This window comes from Massilia soli (assembly GCF_016809835.1).
Lineage (GTDB): Bacteria > Pseudomonadota > Gammaproteobacteria > Burkholderiales > Burkholderiaceae_D > Telluria_A > Telluria_A soli.
On the sequence record NZ_JAFBIL020000003.1, the window covers coordinates 340616 to 361776 of the forward strand.

The 21161-nt window shown below is 68.2% G+C and carries 13 protein-coding genes; 9 read left to right on the forward strand and 4 right to left on the reverse strand.

Annotation, left to right across the window (positions count from 1 at the left end; translation table 11 throughout):
• Positions 1–7 precede the first annotated feature (7 nt).
• Complete coding sequence (locus I4X03_RS09030) at positions 8–1480, reverse strand: iron-containing redox enzyme family protein (protein ID WP_223467882.1); 1473 nt, start codon at positions 1478–1480, stop codon at positions 8–10.
• Positions 1481–1759: 279 nt separating this feature from the next.
• On the opposite strand from I4X03_RS09030, the gene I4X03_RS09035 reads away from it, so the two are divergent.
• Positions 1760–3931, forward strand: a complete 2172-nt coding sequence (locus tag I4X03_RS09035) for a sensor histidine kinase (protein WP_223467883.1) — start codon at positions 1760–1762, stop codon at positions 3929–3931.
• Positions 3932–3988: 57 nt separating this feature from the next.
• On the opposite strand, the gene I4X03_RS09040 is transcribed toward I4X03_RS09035, so the two are convergent.
• Positions 3989–4840 carry an alpha/beta hydrolase gene (locus I4X03_RS09040; RefSeq protein ID WP_223467884.1) on the reverse strand — a complete coding sequence of 284 codons (852 nt, stop codon included), beginning with the start codon at positions 4838–4840 and terminating at the stop codon, positions 3989–3991.
• Positions 4841–4999: 159 nt separating this feature from the next.
• Here I4X03_RS09040 and I4X03_RS09045 point away from each other — a divergent pair, with 159 nt between their 5' ends.
• Positions 5000–8971, forward strand: a complete 3972-nt coding sequence (locus I4X03_RS09045) for a hybrid sensor histidine kinase/response regulator (protein WP_223467885.1) — start codon at positions 5000–5002, stop codon at positions 8969–8971.
• Here I4X03_RS09045 and I4X03_RS09050 read toward each other — a convergent pair.
• Positions 8968–9426 (reverse strand): universal stress protein, encoded by a 459-nt coding sequence (locus I4X03_RS09050; protein WP_223467886.1) that lies wholly within the window; start codon positions 9424–9426, stop codon positions 8968–8970. The genes I4X03_RS09045 and I4X03_RS09050 overlap by 4 nt on opposite strands.
• Before the next feature lie 8 nt (positions 9427–9434).
• A complete protein-coding gene (locus I4X03_RS09055; protein WP_223467887.1) occupies positions 9435–10271 on the reverse strand; it encodes a universal stress protein in 837 nt (278 codons plus the stop codon).
• A gap of 186 nt (positions 10272–10457) precedes the next feature.
• Between I4X03_RS09055 and I4X03_RS09060 the strand changes: the two genes are divergently transcribed.
• From I4X03_RS09060 to ccoN, 7 genes are all read left to right on the forward strand, one after another.
• On the forward strand, positions 10458–13145 hold the full coding sequence (locus I4X03_RS09060; protein ID WP_223467888.1) for a bifunctional acetate--CoA ligase family protein/GNAT family N-acetyltransferase: 2688 nt from the start codon (positions 10458–10460) through the stop codon (positions 13143–13145).
• Positions 13146–13230: 85 nt separating this feature from the next.
• Positions 13231–14805, forward strand: a complete 1575-nt coding sequence (locus I4X03_RS09065; protein WP_223467889.1) for a methyl-accepting chemotaxis protein — start codon at positions 13231–13233, stop codon at positions 14803–14805.
• A 68-nt stretch (positions 14806–14873) separates the two neighbouring features.
• Positions 14874–16292 carry an oxygen-independent coproporphyrinogen III oxidase gene (hemN, locus tag I4X03_RS09070; protein WP_223467890.1) on the forward strand — a complete coding sequence of 473 codons (1419 nt, stop codon included), beginning with the start codon at positions 14874–14876 and terminating at the stop codon, positions 16290–16292.
• 10 nt (positions 16293–16302) lie between these two features.
• On the forward strand, positions 16303–17055 hold the full coding sequence (locus I4X03_RS09075) for a sulfite exporter TauE/SafE family protein (protein ID WP_223467891.1): 753 nt from the start codon (positions 16303–16305) through the stop codon (positions 17053–17055).
• A complete protein-coding gene (locus I4X03_RS09080) occupies positions 17052–19463 on the forward strand; it encodes a heavy metal translocating P-type ATPase (protein WP_223467892.1) in 2412 nt (803 codons plus the stop codon). The genes I4X03_RS09075 and I4X03_RS09080 overlap by 4 nt, the downstream gene beginning before the upstream one ends.
• Positions 19464–19625 (forward strand): cbb3-type cytochrome oxidase assembly protein CcoS, encoded by a 162-nt coding sequence (gene ccoS, locus I4X03_RS09085; RefSeq protein ID WP_223467893.1) that lies wholly within the window; start codon positions 19464–19466, stop codon positions 19623–19625.
• Between the two features lie 94 nt (positions 19626–19719).
• A complete protein-coding gene (gene ccoN, locus I4X03_RS09090; RefSeq protein WP_223467894.1) occupies positions 19720–21147 on the forward strand; it encodes a cytochrome-c oxidase, cbb3-type subunit I in 1428 nt (475 codons plus the stop codon).
• Positions 21148–21161 lie beyond the last annotated feature (14 nt).

A 21161-nucleotide genomic window follows, 5' to 3' on the forward strand; every position in this document is an offset into this window, starting at 1 on the left:
TCTGGTCTTACGCGTCGAGCAGCTGGGCGAACATCCGCGTGGCCATCATCCCGACCGGCGTATGGTGCGTCGATGGCGCGATCGCCGCGCCAAGCAGTGCCATCGCCGCATCCTTGCCGCCGCATTCGGCAACTTGCTGCTCGAAGACGCGCAGGGCGTTCTGGCCGGCGGCGCCGCCGTCGTTGGCCGCCTGGCCCCAGTGGCGGATCACGCCGCGCATGGCGGCGGGACGCGCTTCCGCGCTGCCGGCCAGCTCGCGCAGGTTGCGCTGGCGCGCGCGATAGCTCGGCTCGCGCCGGGCGGCGGAAGCACCACCGGGCGCCTGTTCGATCCAGTCGCGCAGCACCTGCAGCTCGTACGGGCTAAATACGCCAAACATCTCGGCGCGCGGACCCGACACCAGGCCCCAGAAGCGGCTGGCAGCGGCGTCCTGGCCGCGCTGGATCCAGCCGGCACGCGTCATCGCATCGAGGAAGTCGCCGATCGCGGCCGGGTTCTCGAGCCAGGCGCTGACCGCCTTGCCTTCGATGCGGCAGTAGTCCGAGTGCATGTCCTTGCCGATGATGGCCTTGTCGGCCAGCAGGCGCTTGAGCTCCTTGTCGATGTCGAACGCGCCGATGACCGAGGTGGTGCAGGCGCCAAGTTCGTTGAGCCGGTAGCCGTTCAGCACGCGCTGGTAAAAAGCGGCCGGGTCGTCGGCGCGCGCCATCAGCGCTTGCAGCGCGGCGATCGCCTTGTGCGCGTGGCCGTTGGAGCCGTTATCGACTGTGACGTGCAAGGTGAAGTAGTACGGATCGATGCCCAGCTCATTCAACTCGTACGAGGTGATCAGCAGATGCAGCGGCAGCTGTTCGTATCCAAGGTTGTAACCGATCAGTTCGGGCAGGAACTGGTCCGCCTGCGCGGCCAGGGCCAGCTGGATCGCGCCCTGTTCGAAATGCTCGTCCGACAGGTCGTGCCACTGGTCGCAGCCGTGCGTGGCCAGCAGCTGCTGGTAGATCGCGACGTGGTTCTTGTCGGCAACGCCGTCGCCAAGCTCCTCCAGGTAGGTGCGGATCAGGCCGTGAAACGCGACATCCTGCCAGTGCGGCAGCACGCCGTACAGCCAGGCGCCATCGACCAGCTTGGTAGGCGCGACGGCGCGCAGGAAATATAGCGCCGCCGCCTTGCTGGCAAAGTACTGGCGTGGCGCGCCGGCTTTGCGGCGCGCGAGATAGTCCTGATAAGCCGCGCCGACATCTAGCACGTGGCGCTGCGACCAGTTGTCGAGCCGAGACGGGTCCAGCGGGAGGGCGACCGGCAGTGCCTCGGCATCGGCGAGGCAGCGACGCAGGAAGTGATGCGCCGCTTCCGGCTGCCGTTCCAGTCCCTGGCTCATCGCCAGGTAGATCGACTTGGCGCTCGCGGCCGCTGGTTGGGCGGCAGGCGGGCAGGGCGCTGCGAGCATTGGCTCACGCACGGGCATTGGCATGTTGGTCATTAGGGCAAGAAATTCCGGGAACTAGTTATGCCGCAATTGTGACGGCATGCCCGGGTTCCCAACATCAGTACGCGTGCCCCATGGCCGTAAGAGGAGGCCTACGCCGGCGGAAAGCACGTTTCTTCAGGTGGTACTGTCAGGTGCCACACATAACTATGTAAATACCCGGACATTTCGTGGGATTGTGGTGTCAAATGGATATCAAGTGGTGTTACTATCAATACCCCGGTCCAGCTCAGCGTTGACCCGGTTGGTTAATTCACCGCGTGAGTAAAAGCCATGGATGACGCAAAGCCACCGATTTTCGATTTCCTGTCCCATGGCGGCGAAATGGGCGCGCTGATGCGCACCACCGACTGGACCAGCTCGCCACTTGGCCCGACCGAAGGATGGCCGCCTTTGCTCAAGAGCATCGTCAGGGTGATGCTGTCGTCCAGCCATCCGATGTTCCTGTGGTGGGGGCCGGAACTGATCCAGTTTTATAACGACGCCTATTCGCGCACCATGGGTCCGGAACGCCACCCGTGCGCGCTCGGCGGACGCGGGCGCGAGTGCTGGTCTGAAATCTGGCCGATCATCGGGCCGCAGATCGCATTTGTCATGGACGGCAAAGGCTCGACCTGGCACGAGGACCAGCTGATCGCCATTACCCGCCATGGCAGGCGCGAAGATGTCTGGTGGACCTACGGCTACAGCCCGGTCGAAGACGACGCCGGCGTGCATGGCGTGCTGGTGGTATGCAACGACGTCACGGCGCAGCATCTCGCCAGAGCCGAACTTGAACAAGTCAACCAGGCGCTCAGTGAACAGGTGCGCCAGCGCGAGCAGGCGCAGCAGCTAGAAGCGCAACAGGCGGCCCAATTGCTCCGGGCCGAACAGGCGCTGCACCACCAGCATGAGGCCGAGGCCGAACGCCTGTGCGCCCTGTTCCAGCAGGCGCCCGGCTTTGTGTGCATCCTGCGCGGTCCGGACATGGTGTATGAATTCGCCAACGCGGCGTACACCCGCTTCATCGGCGATCGCGATCTGATTGGCAAGACGATGCGCGAAGCGATTCCAGAAGCCGAAGGGCAGGGCTTCTTCGCATTGCTCGAACGCGTATACGAGACGGGCAAGCCGTTCGCCGCTAGCGACGTCACCCTGCTGCTGCGCAAAGCGCCGGGTGCGCCGGTCACCCAGGTCTATTGCGACTTTGTCTACCAGCCGATCTTTACCGCCGGTGAGGTGAGCGGCATTTTTGTCGAAGGTTTCGATGCCACCGAACGGGTAATGTCCAAGCAAGCGCTGGAACGCAGCGAGCTGCGCCTGCGCGAGGGCATGAAAGTGGCGCGGATGGCGGTATGGGACTGGATACTGTCGACCAATGAGGTCATCTTTTCCGACAATGCGCCTGAACTGTTTGGCGCCAACTGGACCAGCATCGAACAGGTGTGGGGCGCCATCGTCCCCGAGGACATGCAGCGCATCGACCAGGCGCGCCGCACCGCGCTGGCCCAGGACGGCACCTACGGCGACATCATCCGGGTGGTGCGCCCCGACAACGGCGAGCTGGTCTGGCTTCAGGTGTACGCCACCGTGGTGGCCGACGCCGGCGGGGTGCCGCGCTGGGTGCGCGGGGTGTCGATCGACATCACCGCGCGCAAGCGCGCCGAGGAATCGCTGCGCGAAGCGGGCCGCCACAAGGACGAGTTCCTGGCGATGCTGTCGCACGAGCTGCGCAACCCGCTGGCGCCGATCCGGTCGGCGGCCCACCTGCTCGGGATGGACCCGGACAATGTCGCGCGGGTCAGGCAATCGAGCGTCATCATCGAGCGCCAGGTCAATCACATGACTAGCCTGATCAATGACTTGCTGGATGTATCGCGCGTCAATACCGGCCTGGTGGTGCTGGAAAAGGACGCCGTCGACCTGCACCAGGTGGTACTGGAATCGCTGGAGCAGACGCAGCCGCTGATCGACGAACGCGGCCACACGATAGCGGTCAGGGGGCCCGGCGCGGGCGACGTGATCGTCTGGGGCGACCGCAAACGCCTGGTGCAGGTGCTCAGCAACCTGCTGCACAACGCCGCCAAGTACACGCCGGCGTGCGGGCGCCTGTCGCTCGACGTGGTGGTGCACCCCTGCTCGGTCGACCTGCACGTGCGCGACAACGGCATCGGCATCGGCGCCGACCTGCTGCCGCATGTGTTCGAACTGTTTACCCAGCACAAGCGCACCCCTGACCGCAGCCAGGGCGGACTGGGGCTGGGATTGGCGCTGGTGCGCAGCCTGGTCGCGCTGCATGGCGGCCAAGTCACCGCGACCAGCGATGGCAGCGACGCCGGCAGCACCTTCTCGGTGACGTTGCCGCGCCATGTGCCTGCTGCCAACGCCACTGCCGGCGCCCGGTTGGACGCCCGGCCGGCAGCATCGATTCGCCGGCACGCCGAGGCGCACAGCATGCGTGGTTGACACGCCAGCCAGGCCAATGCCGGGGATCCGGCCTGGAGTGTGCCGCGGCGCTTTGCCTCAGCCGGCAGTCGTTGGCCGTGCCTGCGCGAACTGGGTCGCAAGGAAACCGGCGATCTTGTCCTGCGTGGCCGGCAGATAGGGGATGTTCAGGTGGTCGGAATCGGGAATGATTTCGTCCAGGTGCAGCCGGCCCAGCTTCGACACCAGCAGGTCGGTGTGCGAGTGGGGCACCACGTCGTCGCTGGCGGCGCGCACCACGTAGGTCGGCGCCTTCAGCTCGGACGCATACTTGACCGACTCGAAGCGGTGGCGCAGCACGAAGCTGACCGGCACCGCGCGGAAGCGGCGCTGGGCGATCGCCAGGATCGAATCGTAGGGCGTGATCAGCACCACCGAATGCACCGGCCGCTGCATCGCGACCTGCACCGCCACCCCGGAACCGAGGCTGCGCCCGACCACCGCCACGCGGCCCGGGTCGACGTGGCTGCGCGCGGCCAGCCAGTCGAACAGCATGCAGCCGTCGTCGACCATGTGGTTCTCGGCCGGATCGCCGTGCGAGTCGCCGTAGCCGCGGTAATTGACCGCCAACACCGTCATGCCGGGAAACAGCTTGCCGGCGTCGCGCGCCACCCACGACACTTCTTCCGAGCGGCCGCCGAAATACACCACCGCCGGGTGCGGGCCGACCACGGCCGGCTTCATCAGCCAGCCCGACAGCCGAGTGCCGTCGGCGGCGCGCAAGGTCACCAGGCGGGTGCGGTGGCCGCTGCTGCGCGGATTCAGCACTTCGCGCTTGATGGTCGGATTAAACACCAGGCGGCGCTGGCTGGCCGCGATCGCGGCGGTAAAACCGACCCACAGGACGCTGGCGATGCCGGCAATGCCGGCGACTTTTCGTGAATTGTTCATGAGCACTAGTTTATCCCGCTTCGCGGCCGCCGCGCACGCCGTCGCCAGCCGTGCGCGCATCCTTGCGATAACCCAGCAGTTTAGTACCGTCCATACAACAGTCGGCGTGTGCGCGGAATGCGTGTGGTAACCTTTTTACACCTACTAACGATAGCGCACATGAAAAAACTGGTGACCTCGGCAGACCAACTGGCCGGGGTGTTCGTCGGCCTGCTTGGCCTGGTTGTCGCGGTCCGCTGGGTGTTCAACAGCGACACCATCGCGATGCTGGTACCCGGGTCAGCAAAGATGGGCATTGTGTCGCCCGTGCTGTTCATGGCAGCGGGCTTTTGCTGTTACTTCGCGCTGCGCCGCGACGCCGGCCCGGCGCTGGGCACGGCCTGGCGCATCCTCGCCGTGCTGCTGATGGTGGTGCCCACCCTGGTGCTGGCCCAGCACCTGTTCGGCATCAGCCTCGGCATCGACTTCGTGCGCGTGCCGACCGCGCCGACCGCCGATACGCCGTATCCCGGCCGGATGGCGCCGAATACCTGTATCGCGTTCCTGCTGGCCGGCACAGGCTTGCTGCTGGCGCGCGCGGCGCTGCCTTCGCCATCGCGCGTGGCCGCGCTGGGGGCCTGCGCGCTGGCGCTGATCGTGATTGGCGCCAGCGCCCTGGTCGGCTACATCCTCAAGCTTGAACTGATGTACCGGATCGCCGCGGCCAACGTCATGCAGCCGCCCACCGCGGTCGGCATCGTCATGCTGGGCATCGGCCTGTGGTCGATGCGCTCGGCCCACGCCGCGGCCAGGCACGGCCCGGCCAGCAGCGAGTCGCGCATCACCTGGCACGCGCTCGGAATCATCGCGGTAGTCGCGCTCAGCGCCGGCGCCGCTGGCTTCGTCGCCATGCGCGACAGCTATGAAGAATCGCTGTCGTCGAACATGATGGTGGCCGCGCGCACCAGCGCCGATGCCATCGGCAACACCCTCGAGGTCAGGCGCCGCATGATGGAAGACATCACGCAGGCGAGCGGGCTGGCGGCGCTGCTGTCCCAGCCCGCCGGACCAGAGCGGCAGGCGCAGGTGCAGGCGCTGGCCCAGCGCATGCTGGGCGCCGACGTCGCCGGGCTCGAAGTGTATGGCGCCGACGGCGCGCTGCTGGCCAGCGCGGGGCGGCTGGCGCCGTTCGACGGCAGCGTGCGCCACCCATTGACGGTGCAAGGGCTGCCGGCCTCGCTGGTGTGGGACCGTGGCTACGTGCTGCGCACCGAGCACCAGCTGCGCGACGGCGCAGTGGCCGTTGGCAGGGTGGCGGGAGAGCGCCGCCTGATGCTGCTCGACCGGCTGCTGGCGTCGATCGGCGCCCCCGGCGCTTCCGAGATCCTGTTGTGCCACCGCGCCGGCGGCGAGGCAGTCTGCGCATCCACGCGCCGCCGCCAGCAGGCGTTTCACGTGCCGATCTCGCGGATTGACCGGCGCTTCGACCTGCCGATCGGCCGCGCGGTGGCCGGCGAGAGCGGGGTCACCAACGCGCGCGACCTGCGCGGCGTGCAGGTACTGGCGGCGTACACGCCAGTCAGTGGTTTCGGGCTCGGACTGGTGGTCAAGAACGATATCGATACCCTGTACGCGCCGCTGCGCCAGCGCACCAACCTGCTGGTGCTGGCGCTGGTGCTGCTGGTGGCGCTGAGCGCGTCGGCCCTGCTGTTCCAGGTGCGCCCGCTGCTGGCGCAGCTGGTGCGCGAACAGCGCCGCACCCGGGTGATCCTGGAAAATTCGAACGACGCCTTCGTGGCGATCGGCACCGACGGCCGCATCACCGACTGGAACAGCCAGGCCGAGCTGCTGTTCGGCTGGAGCGCGGCGGAGGCGATGGGGCACGATATGGCCAGCCTGATCATCCCGCCGGCGCAGCGCCCGGCGCACTCGGCGGGCTTCGCCCGCTTCATCCGCACCGGCACCGGCAATATCATCAATTCGCGCATCGAGGTCATTGCGCTGCGCCGCGACGGCAGCGAGATTCCGGTCGAGCTGTCGGTGGCGGGCTTCCACAACGGCATCGGCTACGTCGCCAACGCCTTCATGCGCGACATCACCGAGCGGCGCCGGCTGGCCGCCGAAGGCGCCGCGCGCGCCGCCGACCTCGAACATGAGCGCGACCGCGCCGAAGCGGGCAGCCGCGCCAAGGGCGAGTTCGTGGCCAACATGAGCCACGAACTGCGCACCCCGATGAACGCGGTGCTCGGCATGGCCCACCTGCTGTCGCTGACCGACCTCAAGGACGAGCAAAAACGCTATCTCGAGATGATCCGCGAATCGGGCCGCTCGCTGCTCGGCATCATGAACGACATCCTCGATTTTTCCAAGGTCGAGGCGGGGCGCGTCGAGCTGGAGCAAAGCCGCTTCCTGCTGTGCGACGTGCTGGGGGCCGTGGCCACCATCATGAGCGTCAACGCGGGAGAGAAGGACATCGAACTGGCCATCGGCATCGACCCGGATGTGCCGCACGTCCTGTGGGGCGACGCGATGCGCCTGCAGCAGGTGCTGGTCAACCTGGCCGGCAACGCCATCAAGTTTACCGAGCACGGCGAAGTGAGCCTGCTGGTCGAGCTGCTGGCGCGCGACGACGACCAGGCGATTTTGCAGGTGCGGGTACGCGACACCGGCATCGGCATCGCCGAAGCCCACCGCGACCAGCTGTTCTCGCCGTTTACCCAGGCCGATTCGTCGACCACGCGGCGCTTCGGCGGCACCGGCCTGGGGCTGGCCATTTCGCGCCACCTTGTCGACCTGATGAAAGGCTCGATCAGCTTCGACAGCGAGGTAGGGCAAGGCAGCGAGTTCCGGGTTGCGCTGCCGCTGCGCGTCGCGGCGGCGCGCGACGACACCCGTGCCCTGACCGGCGCCATGGCATCGCTGCGGCTGCTGGTGGTGGACGACCACCCGACCAGCCGCGACTACATCGCCCGCACCATCCGCGGCTGGGGCTGGGAAGCGCACTGCGCCGCCTCCGGGGCGCAGGCGATCGCGCTGGTACGCCAGGCCAGCCCCGCCTACGACGCGGTGCTGGTCGACTGGCAGATGCCCGGCATGGACGGCGTGCGCACGATGGAGTCGATCCGCAACATCGCCGGGCGCGGGCGCTTGCCGGTGCTGCTGATGGCCAACGCCTACAGCCGCGGCAAGCTCGATGAGGCGGCGCCGGCCGCGCGCGCCGACGCCATCCTGAGCAAGCCAGTGACTGGCACCAGCCTGTACGACACGCTGCACGAGGTGCTGGTCGAGCGCGCGCGCGGCGCCGGCAGCGAGCGCCCGGTTGCGGCGGCCAAGGCGCTGACGCTGCTTGACGGCGCGCGCGTGCTGATGGCCGAAGACAACGAGCTGAACCAGGCGGTCGCGCGCGGCATCCTCGAGCCGGCCGGCGCGCGCCTCGACATCGTCGGCGACGGCGCCCAGGCGGTGGCAAAACTGCAGGCCTCGCCGGCGGCCTGGGACCTGGTGCTGATGGATATCCAGATGCCGGTCATGGACGGCTACCAGGCCACGCGGCAGATCCGCGGCCAGCTCGGGCTGACCCTGCCGATCCTGGCCGTTACCGCCGGCGTGACCGAGCCCGAACGGGCCAGCTACCTGGCGGCCGGCATGGATGACCTGATCTGCAAGCCGGTCGACGCCGACCAGATGGTGGCCACGATTGCGCGCTACCTGAACCGGCGCCAGCGCTTTGGCCCGGCGGCGCCACGCGCCGTGCCGGCGCCGCCGCAGGAGCCGGCCACGCTGCCAGTGCTGGGCATCGAGCCGCTGGTGGCGCTGGCGCGCGGCGACCGCGAACGGCTGGGCGGGGTTGCGCACCTGCTGCAGCGGGTCGTCGACGATGCGGGGCGTGAATTCGCGCAGGCGCGCGCCAGCTGGCGCGACGGCGACGAGGAAACCGCGGCCAGGCTGTTGCACGCGCTGCGCGGCGGCGTCGGCAGCATAGGTGCGAAGCGCTTCGCGCAGGCGTCGCAGGCGCTGGAACAGGAGATCAGGGCGGCCAGGCCGCGCGAGCAGCTGGAACATAGTTTCAGCGCCACCGGGGTGGAGCTGGAGGCGGCGCTGGAGGCGGCGCGCGCCTGGCTGGCCTCCTACCGCGCCGAAGGGCAGGCCTAAATGCGCTCGGCCAGCGGCGGGCGGAACACCATCACCGGCATCGGCGCATAGGCCAGCACCTTCTGGGTCTCGCTGCCGGCGATCAGCCGGCTGATCCCGCGCCGTCCGTGCGAACCCATGAAGATCGCGTCGCACTGGTGCCGGGTCGCCGCCGCGATGATTTCCTGATGCGGGTGGAACGACTGCGCCACCTCGGTCATGCACGGCACACCGGCAGCGCGCGCGGCAGCGGCCACCGCGTCGACCCGCGCCTGCGCCTGCGCCGTCATCGCGCGGCTGTCCAGCCCGGGATCGACGACCATCGCGCCTTCGACCAGCGGCGTCAGCGGGTAGGGCTCGGCGACCGACAGCGCGACGATACTGGCGCCGCAGCAGCGCGCCACCTCGACGGCCGCGTCGACCGCCTGCTGCGAAATCGCCGAACCGTCGGTCGGCACCAGGATTGTGTTGAACATGGCGGCTCCTAATGCGACATCAGCACCGGCACCGTCATGGTGCGCAGCAGGGTCTCGGTGACGCCGCCAAGGAGCATCTCGCGCAGGCGCGCGTGGCCGTATCCGCCCATGACGATCAGGTCGCAGCTGCGGTCGGCCGCCATCGACAGCAGGGCGTTGCCGACGTCGATGCCGGTCTGCTGCAGCGAGACTTCGATATTGACGCCATGGCGCGCCAGGTACAGCGCGATGTCCGCGCCGGGCTGCTCGCCGTGCTCGTCGAACGGGCTGGGGTTGAACACGGCGATCGTCACGTGGCGCGCGCGCTTGAGCAGGGGGATCGCGTTGGTCACCGCGCGCGTGGCTTCCATGCTGGCGTCCCAGGCTACCAGCACATTCTCGCCGACGGTCTCGAAACTGCCGGCGTAGGGCACCACCAGGACCGGCCGCGCACTGTTGAGCACCACGTATTCCGGCAGCCGCAGCGACAGGTGAGCCGACGGATCGGTGCGGTCGTCCTGGCTGACCACCACCAGGTCGGCGTAGCGCGACTGCATGGCCAGCGCGCCTGCCGAGTCGTCATCGACCAGGCGGCGCTCGCAGGTCAGCGCCCCGGCCGCCTTGGCGACTTCCTCGAAGTGTGCGAGCGAATCGCTGGCACGCTGGTACAGTGCATCCATATGCATCGCCACGACGCTGCGAGCCAGGTCGATGTTGCCGTCCTGATACAGATACCGCGATATGCCCGTCATGGCCGCGCCCACCAGGTGGGCGCCGTCAGCCTGCGCGAGCCGCGCCGCGACCCGTATGCGCTCCGCGGCGTGGCGCGACTGGTCGGCGTGGACGAGTATCGTTTTGTACGACATGGCATGTTCCTTTTGGCGAGAGTGGATCCGGAATCTTCAGATTAGGCCGCACGGTCCTCCGCGTCCAGCAGCAAAAGTCAAACGCAAGCAGGCATTCAACTATTTTTGATGTGCATCAATCAACTTGCTGCGCTGCCCTTCTAAGCTGCCCAGCTTCCTCACCCACCACACGACCAAGGCTTACCGATGAGCGTACGAAACCTCGAACACCTGTTTGCCCCGCGGTCGGTGGCCGTCATCGGCGCATCGCTGACGCCGCGCAGCGTCGGCGCGACCGTGCTGCGCAATGTGCTGGCCGCCGGATTCAAGGGGCCGGTGTATCCGGTCAATCCCAAATACGACACCTTGTGCGGCCTGCGCACCTATCCCGACGCCGCCGCGCTGCCGGAAGCGCCGGACCTGGCCATCATCTGCACGCCGGCCGCCACGGTGCCTCGCATCGTGCGCCAGCTGGGCGAGGCCGGCACGCGCGCGGCGATCATCCTCAGCGCCGGCCTGGACGACGACAAGCAGCGCGACGCGCACGGCCGCACGCTCAAGCAGGCCGCGCTCGACGCCGCGCGCCCGTACGTGCTGCGCCTGCTCGGCCCCAACTGCGTCGGCCTGCTGGTGCCTGGCATCGGCCTGAACGCCAGCTTCGCCCACGCCGATGCGCTGCCGGGCCGGATCGCTTTCGTCTCGCAGTCGGGCGGCATGGTGACGGCGGTGCTGGACTGGGCGCGCTCGCGCGGGATCGGGTTTTCCAAGTTCATTTCACTGGGCGAAAGCGCCGATGTCGATTTTGGCGACCTGCTCGACTACCTTGCCAGCGACGCCGATACCAGCGCCATCCTGCTGTACATGGAGGATGTGCGGCACGCGCGCAAGTTCATGTCGGCCGCGCGCGCGGCCGCGCGCAGCAAGCCGGTGCTGGTGCTCAAGGCCGGCCGCATGCCCGAAGGCGCGCGCGCGGCGGCCTCGCACACCGGCGCGCTGGCCGGCGCCGACGACGTCTACGACGCGGCGATCCGGCGCGCCGGCATGCTGCGCGTGCTGACCACCGAAGACATGTTTTCCGCCGTCGAGACGCTGGCGCATGCGCGCACCCGCGGCGGCGACCGGCTGGCCATCATGACCAATGGCGGCGGTCCCGGCGTGATGGCAGCCGACGCGCTTGGCGCGGCCGGCGGAACGCTGCCGGCCCTGAGCGCGGCGACGCTGGCCAGCCTGGACGCGGTGCTGCCGCCGACATGGTCGCGCGCCAACCCGGTCGACATCATCGGCGACGCGCCGGTGCAGCGCTACCTCGATACGCTGCGCGTGCTGTTGGCCGACCCGGACAACGATGCCGTGCTGTTCATCCATGCGCCCACCGCCATCGTGCCCAGCGCCGAGATCGCGCGCGCGGTCGCGCCGATGGCCAAGGGCGCGTCGCGCAATGTGCTCGGCTGCTGGCTGGGGGGCGACGCCGTCGCCGAGGCGCGCCGCATCTTTTCCGCCGAAGGCATCCCGTCCTACGACACGCCCGAAGAAGCGGTCAATGCGTTCATGCAGATTGCCCAGTACCGGCGCAACCAGGACCTGCTGATGCAGGTGCCGCCGGCGCTGCGCGTGAACGACGAGGGCGGCCGCGCGATCGCCGCCGGCGTGGTGCGCGCGGTGCTTGCCGAAGGGCGCACGATCCTGACCGAGCCGGAAGCCAAGCGGGTGCTTGACGCCTACGGCATCCCGGTGGTCCAGACCCGCACCGCGGCCGACGTCGAGGCGGCAGTCAAAGAGGCAGAGGCGATCGGCTACCCGGTCGCGGTCAAGATCCTGTCGCCCGATATCACCCATAAATCCGATGTCGGCGGCGTCGCGCTCGATCTCGACAGCGGCGAGGCGGTGCGCAGCGCCGCCACCCGGATGCTGCACCGGCTTGCCGAGCTCAAGCCCGGCGCGCGGCTTGACGGCCTGACCGTGCAAAGCATGGCGCGCCGCCCGCAAGCCCATGAGCTGATCGTCGGCGTCGCCACCGATCCGGTGTTCGGGCCGGTGATCCTGTTCGGGCAGGGCGGGGTGGCGGTGGAAGTGACGGCCGACCACGCGGTCGGATTGCCGCCGCTGAACGCGGTGCTGGCCAGGGACATGGTGTCGCGCACGCGGGTGGCCAGGCTGCTGGCAGGCTACCGCAACCGCCCGCCGGCCGACATCGATGCCATCGTGCGGGTGCTGATGCAGGTGTCGCAGCTGGCGGCGGACATTCCGGAGCTGGCCGAGCTGGATATCAACCCGCTGCTGGCCGACAGCGACGGCGTCATCGCGCTGGACGCCCGCATCCGGGTCGCGCTGGCCGACCAGAGCGCCAGTTCGCTGGACCGGCTGGCGATCCGCCCTTATCCGGCCGAACTGGAAGAGCAGGTGGCGTGGAACGGCGAAACGCTGACCTTGCGACCGATCCGGCCCGAGGACGGCCCGGCGCACCTCGAGTTCTTCGGCGCGCTGACGCCCGACGACGTGCGCTACCGGATGTTCGTGCGGGTACGCGAGCTGCAGCCGTCGCAGCTGGCGCGCTTCACCCAGATCGACTACGACCGCGAGATGGCCTTCATCGCCACGCGCCCGCTGCCTGGCGGCGGCGAGCAGACCATCGGCGTGGCGCGCGTGGTCGCCGACCCGGACAACATCCAGGCCGAGTTCGCGGTCACCGTGCGCTCCGACCTGAAGGGCCATGGGCTGGGTCGGGTGCTGATGGAAAAGCTGATCGCCTATTGCCGCGCGCGCGGCACCCGCGAAATCGTCGGCGAGGCGCTGCCGCAAAACACCCGCGTGATCAAGCTGGTGCGCAAGCTTGGCTTTGCCGTCACGCCCAATCCGGCCGAAGACTCGGTCCATCTGAGCTTGCCGCTGGACTAGTAAACTTGATCTAGATCAAGGATTTGCTGCGGCCGTGACCACTACACTGGGCTCTTTTAATGCCATACGGCAACAGGAGAGCAACGTGCGTACCAATCTGCCCATCACTGGCATCGAACATTCTTTGCGCGACGGCCAGTCGCTGGTTTCCAAGACCGACACCAAGGGCAAGATCACCTACTGCAACCCGGCGTTCATCGAGATCAGCGGCTACTCGCGCGATGAGCTGCTGGGCCAGCCGCATAACATCGTGCGCCACCCGGACATGCCGCCCGAAGCGTTCGCCGATCTGTGGGAGACGCTCAAGCAAGGCCGCCCGTGGACCGGGATGGTCAAGAACCGCTGCAAGAATGGCGATTTCTACTGGGTGCTGGCGAACGTCACCCCGATCATGGAAGACGGGCGCACGGTCGGCTACATGTCGGTACGCACCAAGCCGGGCCGCGATCAGGTGGCGGCGGCCGGCGCCATCTACCAGCGCTTCAGGCAGGGCCAGGCCGAGGGACTGGCCGTGCATCGCGGCGCGGTGGTGCGCGCGGGTCTGGCGGCGCGCCTGCGCGCCGTGCGCGACGCCGCCCTCGGCACCCGCATCGGCATCGCCATGGGCGCCATGGCCGCGCTGCTGGCGGCCGTTGCCGTCGGCGGGCAGGGCGGCTGGATCACGTGGCTGGCGGCAACGGGCGTCGTGTTCGCTGCCGCCCTGTGGCGGATGCTGGCCGTGTCGGTTGCCGCGCCGCTGGGCGCCGCGATCGGCGCGGCCAACCAGCTGGCCGGCGGCGACCTGTCCGCCACCGTCGAGGTGAGCGCCGGCGGCGAGATCGGCCAGCTGCAGGCGGCACTGCGCCAGGTCGGGCTGAACCTGCGCGCCATCATCGGCGACGTGCGCAGCAATGTCGATTCGATCGAAACGGCGACCCGTGAAATCGCCACCGGCAACCAGGACCTGGCCGAGCGCACCGCCGCCCAGGCCGCCAGCCTGGAAGAAACCGCGACCAGCATGCTGCAGTTTGCCGTCACGGTGGGCGAAAACACCGACAGCGCGGTGCGCGCCGACGAGTGCGTGGTGGCCGCTGCGGCGGTCGCCGGGCAGGGCGGCAAGGCGGTCGACCGGGTCGGCGATACGATGGGCCAGATCAGCGATTCGGCCAAAAAAATCGTCGACATCATCGGCCTGATCGACGGCATCGCGTTCCAGACCAATATCCTCGCGCTGAATGCGGCCGTGGAAGCGGCGCGCGCGGGCGAGCAGGGGCGCGGCTTTGCCGTGGTCGCGGGCGAAGTGCGCAGCCTGGCGCAGCGCTCGGCCGGCGCCGCCAAGGAGATCAAGCACCTGATCGACGATTCGGTCCACAAGGTCAGCCACGGCAATGCGCTGGTCGGCGAGGCCGGCGGCACCATGGGCAGCGTGGTCGCATCGGTGCAGCGCGCCACCGCCATCATGGCGGGCATCAAAAGCGCCAGCCTGGAGCAGCGCGCGACCATCGGCCAGGTCAACCAGGCAGTCGCCGAGCTCGATGCGATCACCCAGCAGAACGCGGCGCTGGTCGAACAGGCGGCCGCGGCCTCGTCGAATGTTGCCGAGCAGGCGGCAGGACTGGCGCAAGCGCTGTCGGTCTTTCAACTCGGGCGCAGCAGCGCGCCGCGCCTCGGGCGTTTTTGATGCACCGCAAGGATTTTCTCGATGCCGATCAATAGACTGAGCTCTACAGTCAGGATTGGAGCAACGTTATGAATATATCCGCAGTACCAGCAAACCGGGTCCCGAGCGTGGAGTTCGACGGCGCCCTGATCCGCAAGCTGAACCAGTCCGGCCCGCGCTACACCTCGTACCCGACCGCCGACCGCTTCAGCGACAGCTACGGCTACCGCGACTACCTGAAGGCGGTGGCCGGGCTGCGGACGCGCGGCGTTGCCAAGCCGCTTTCGCTGTACGTGCACATCCCGTTCTGCGACACCGTCTGCTATTACTGCGCCTGCAACAAGGTGGTGACCAAAAACCGTGACAAGGCGACGACCTATCTCAGCTACCTGAAGCGCGAAATCGAGATGCAGGGCCGGCTGTTCGCCGGCATGAACCAGGTCGAGCAGCTGCACCTGGGCGGCGGCACGCCGACCTACCTTTCGGACGAGCAGATGGGCGACCTGATGACGCATATCCGGCACTGGTTCAAGCTGGCGCCCGACGCGGAAGGCGAATATTCGATCGAGATCGATCCGCGCACGGTGTCGCCCGAGCGCCTGCACAGCCTGCGCCGCCAGGGCTTCAACCGGGTCAGCCTCGGCGTGCAGGACTTCGATGGCGACGTGCAGCGCGCCGTCAACCGGGTCCAGCCCGAGGAGGAAACCCGCGCCATCATCGAGGCCGCGCGCAGCGCGGGATTCCGCTCGGTGAGCATCGACCTGATTTACGGGCTGCCCAGGCAGAACGTCATCAGCATGGCGCAGACCCTGGCCAAGGTGATCGCCGCCAATCCCGACCGCATCGCGATCTACAACTACGCGCACCTGCCGCACCTGTTCAAACCGCAGCGCCGCATCCTGGACGCGGACATGCCGAGCGCCGACACCCGCCTCGACATGCTGGCGCTGTGCATCCGGCGCCTGGCCGACGCCGGCTATACCTACATCGGCATGGACCACTTCGCGCGGCCCGACGACGATCTCGCGGTGGCGCAGCGGCAGGGCCGCCTGCACCGCAACTTCCAGGGTTATTCGACCCATGCGGACACCGACCTGGTGGCCTGCGGCGTCTCGGCCATCGGCTCGGTCGGCGCGACCTACAGCCAGAATGCGAAAACCCTCGACGCCTACTACGATGCGCTCGACCGCAACGAGCTGCCGATCGTGCGCGGCGCGCGCCTGTCGATGGACGACGCGCTCAGGCGCGCGATCATCCAGACCCTGATGTGCAACTTCGAGCTGTCGGTGCCGGCCATCGAACAGGCCTATCCGATCGATTTCGCCGGCTACTTCAAGCCTGAGCTGGAGCGGCTGGCAGCGCTGGCAGGCGACGGCTTGCTGTCGGTCGACCGCGAATGGCTGACGGTCACGCCGAAGGGCCGCCTGCTGATCCGCAACATCTGCATGGTGTTCGACCGCTACCTGAGTTCGGCGCCGCAGGTGGCGCGCTACTCGAAGACCATCTGACGGGCGCCGCATGCAAGGCATCAACCTGTTACCGGTCTTCCTGGTCGGCTTGTTCGGCAGCGTCCACTGCGCAGGCATGTGCGGCGGGATCGTCAGCGCGTTTTCGGTGGCCGCGCCGGCCCAGCGCGCCTTCCCGGTCGCCGTCGCCACCCGCACCAGCGCGCAGGTGCCGGCGCGGGTGCTGTCGTATAACGCCGGCCGCATCGCTTCCTACATGCTGGCGGGGGCCTTGGCGGGCGGCCTGGCAAACGGCGCGCGCACCCTCGGCGGCCTTGGCGCGCTGCAAACCGCAGGCTACCTGCTGGCCAACCTGATGCTGGTTGCGCTCGGCCTGCACCTGATGGATGCATGGCGCGGGCTGGCGCAAGTCGAGCGGCTCGGCGGCGGATTGTGGCGCCGCCTGAAACCGTTGGGCGCGCGGCTGCTGCCGATTGATGGCCCGGCCAAACTGTTCGGCCTCGGCGCCCTGTGGGGCTGGCTGCCGTGCGGGATGGTCTACAGCGTGCTGGTGACGGCGATGCTGAGCGGCTCGGCCGCTTCCGGCGCCACCGTGATGCTGGCATTTGGCCTGGGCACCTTGCCGATGCTGGTGACGATGGGCGTGGCCGGCGCGGCCCTGCGCGCGGCAATGCAGCGGCGCGCGGTGCGCATCGGCGCCGGCCTGCTGGTGCTCGGTTTCGGCTTGCTTGGCCTGGCGCGCGCGGCCATCGGCGACCAGGCCCATTGGCTCGACCTGGTCTGCATTCCCGGGATGGCGCCATGAATGCCGTGCTGGCCCCGGTCGAATGCTTCCACTGCGGTTTGCCGGTCGCGCCGGGCACCAGCTGGGAGGTGGCGATCGACGCGGTGCCCCGCCCAATGTGCTGCCCCGGCTGCGCCGCGGTGGCCCAGGGCATCGTCGATGCGGGCTGCGGCATCTATTACAACGCGCGCACCGAGTTTGGCGCGCGTGGCGCAGACATTGCGCTGGTGCCGGCCGAGCTGGCGCTGTATGACGAGCCGCCCGCCGCCGAAGGCGGCATTGCCGACGCCGTGTTTTCGGTCGAGGGTATCCGCTGCGCGGCCTGCGTCTGGCTGATCGAGCGCAAGGTGGCGCGCTTGCCGGGCGTGCTGTCGGCCGAGATGAACGTCGCCACCGAGCGGCTGTCGGTGCAGTGGCAAGCCGGCGCCTGCCGCGCCAGCGACATCCTGCTGGCGCTGCGCCAGGTCGGCTACACGGCGTGGCCGCACGATCCGGCGCGCCACGGCGAGCAGCTCGAAAAGGCGCGCAAGAAGCTGTTCCGCCAGCTGTTCATCGCGGGCCTGTCGATGATGCAGGTGATGATGTACGCGGTTCCGGTGTACCTCGCCACCGACGGCACCATGGACGCCGACATGACGGCGCTGATGCACTGGGCCTCGCTGCTGCTGACGCTGCCTGCGGTGCTGTACTCGGCGCAGCCGTTCTTCCGCGGCGCGTGGCTGAACCTGAAGCAGGGCATGCCGGGCATGGACGTGCCGGTGGCGCTGGGCATCGGGGCGGCGTTTGCGGGCAGCGTCTGGTCGGTGCTGCGCGGCGCCGGCGACGTCTGGTTCGACTCGGTGACGATGTTTATCTTCCTGCTGCTGGGCAGCCGCTACCTGGAACTGGTGGCGCGCCGCAAGGCGGCGCAGGCGCTCGAAAAGCTGCAGCACGCGCTGCCGGCGTCGGCGCTGCGCATGCCCGGCTATCCGCAGGTGCGCGAGACCGAAGTTGCCGCCGCGGCGCAACTGCGCGAGGGCGACTTCATCCTGGTGCGCCCGGGCGACGCGCTCGCCGCCGACGGCGTGATCGTCGAAGGCGCCACCGAGCTTGACCTGGCGCTGCTGACCGGCGAGAGCCGCGCGCAGGAGCGCAAGGTGGGCGACGACGTGCCGGGCGGCGCCGTCAACGCCGGCCAGGCCGTGGTGCTGCAGGTCGTGCGCGGCGCGCGCGACAGTACCTTGGCGCGCCTGGTGGCGCTGGTGGAGCGCGCCGGCCAGGCCAAGCCGCGCCTGGCGCTGTGGGCCGACAAGGTCGCCGCCTGGTTCGTCGCGGCATTGCTGGCGCTCGCGGTGCTGGTGTTTGTCGGCTGGCAGCTGACCGACCCGTCGCGCGCATGGGAAGTGGCCATCGCGGTGCTGGTGGTGTCGTGCCCGTGCGCGCTGTCGCTGGCCACGCCAAGCGCGCTGGCGGCGGCGACCGACATGCTGGTGCGGCGCGGGGTGCTGGTGGTACGCCCGCACGTGCTCGAAACGCTGCACCGCGCCACCCATGTCGTATTCGACAAAACCGGGACGCTCACCGAAGGCAAGCCGATGCTGCGCCGCGTCAGCGTGTTCGGGCCCGAGTCGCGCGAACGCTGCCTGCAGCTGGCGGCGGCGCTCGAACAAGCCAGCGCGCATCCGCTTGGCGCGGCGATTCGCGCAGCAAGCAGCGCACCGGCGCTGGAGGCGCTTGAACTGACCAGCGTGATGGGGCAGGGCCTTGAAGGCCGTATCGACGGCCGCGCCTACCGCCTTGGCAGCGCGCGCTTCGTCATGGCGGCGTGCGGCCTGGCCGCACCTGCCGACGGCGCCTGCATGACGGCCGTCTACCTGGGCGATTGCTCCGGCGTGCTGGCGCGCTTCGAGCTCGATGACGCGCTGCGCGCCGATGCGCTGGCGCTGGTGCGCCAGTTCCAGCGCGCCGGCAAGGAAGTCATCTTGTTAAGCGGCGACCAGCAAGGCGTCACCGACGCCATCGCTGGCGAACTTGGGATCGCCCGCGCCCTTGGCGGCCAGCTCCCGGCCGACAAGCTGGCCTTTGTGCAGGCGCTGCAGGCCGACGGCGCGGTGGTGGCGATGGCCGGCGACGGCATCAACGACGCCGCGGTGCTGTCGGCGGCCGACGTGTCCTTCGCCATGGGCGGCGGCGCCGCGCTGGCCCAGCTGAACGCCGACTGCGTGCTGCTCGGAGGCCGCCTGGCAGCCCTGGGCGAGGCGGCCAGCACCGCCGCGCGCACGCTTGCCGTGATCCGCCAGAACCTGGCCTGGGCCACGGTCTACAACCTGGTGGCGATTCCCGCCGCCGCATTCGGCCTGCTCAATCCGTGGATGGCCGGCGTCGGCATGTCGCTGTCGTCCGCCGTGGTGGTCATCAATGCGCTGCGCCTGCGGCGCGCGAAAGTATAAATGGAAGCGCTGTTCCTCCTCATCCCCCTCAGCCTGATCGTCGTCGCGGTGGCCGGCTGGATCTTCTTCGGCGCCTCCGACAGTGGCCAGTTCGACGACCTCGATGGCCCGCCGCTGCGCCTGCTGCAGGACGACGACTCGATTCCGCCAAAGATGCACTGATCTGGCCGGTTTTGATTCACATCAAGGATTTTTGAGGTTCAGAAACCTAACCTTGAGTCTGTCATCAATTTCATTGCAATCCAGGAGAAGCATTTTGGACACAGGTCTCAATTACAACTACAAGATCGTCCGGCAGTTTACGATCGCCACCGTTGTCTGGGGCGTCATCGGCATGCTGATGGGCGTGATCATCGCGGCCCAGCTGGCGTGGCCGGCGCTGAACTTCGACACCCCGTGGCTGACCTACGGGCGCCTGCGTCCGCTGCACACCAACGCGGTGATTTTCGCGTTCGGCATCTGCGGCCTGTTCGCCACCTCGTATTACGTGGTCCAGCGCACCTGCCAGGTGCGGCTGTTCTCGGACAAGCTGTCGGCCTTCACCTTCTGGGGCTGGCAGGCGGTGCTGGTCGCCGCCACCATCTCGCTGCCGATGGGCTTCACGCGCGGCAAGGAGTACGCCGAACTCGAATGGCCGATCGCGATCCTGATCACCGTGGTGTGGGTGGCGTACGCCGTGGTGTTCTTCGGCACGCTGCTCAAGCGCAAGGTCAAGCACATCTATGTGGCCAACTGGTTCTTCGGCGCCTACATCCTGGCCGTCGCGGTGCTCCACGTGGTCAACGGCATGGCGATCCCGGTGTCGGCGATGAAGTCGTACTCGGTGTATTCGGGCGTGCAGGACGCGATGATCCAGTGGTGGTACGGCCACAACGCGGTCGGCTTCATCCTGACCGCGGGCTACCTCGGCATGGTCTACTACTTCATCCCGAAACAGGCCGAACGCCCGGTGTATTCGTACCGCCTGTCGATCGTCCACTTCTGGGCGCTGATCTTCACCTACATGTGGGCCGGCCCGCACCACCTGCACTACACCGCGCTGCCCGACTGGACCCAGTCGATCGGCATGGTGTTCTCGCTGATCCTGCTGGCGCCGTCATGGGGCGGGATGATCAACGGGATCATGACGCTGTCGGGCGCCTGGCACAAGCTGCGCTCCGACCCGATCCTGAAATTCCTGATCGTCTCGCTGTCGTTCTACGGCATGGCCACCTTCGAGGGCCCGATGATGTCGATCAAGACCATCAACTCGCTGTCGCACTACACCGACTGGGGCATCGCCCACGTCCATGCCGGCGCGCTTGGCTGGGTAGGCTTCATCACGATGGGATCGATCTACTACCTGGTGCCGCGCCTGGCCGGCAAGACCAGCATGCACAGCACCCGCCTGATCGACCTGCACTTCTGGGTCGCGACCATCGGCATCGTGCTGTACATCGCCTCGATGTGGATCGCCGGCGTGATGCAGGGCCTGATGTGGCGCGCGGTGAACCCGGACGGCACCCTGACCTATACCTTCGTCGAAGGCGTCAAGGCGACCTTCCCGTACTACGTGATCCGGTTCGGCGGCGGTCTGCTGTACCTGTCCGGCATGCTGATCATGGCCTACAACACCTGGATGACGATGCGCGACACCGTCAGCGTCGATGCGCGCATCCCGGCGCTCAATCCGATTCACGCTTAACCCTGCAGGAGCTC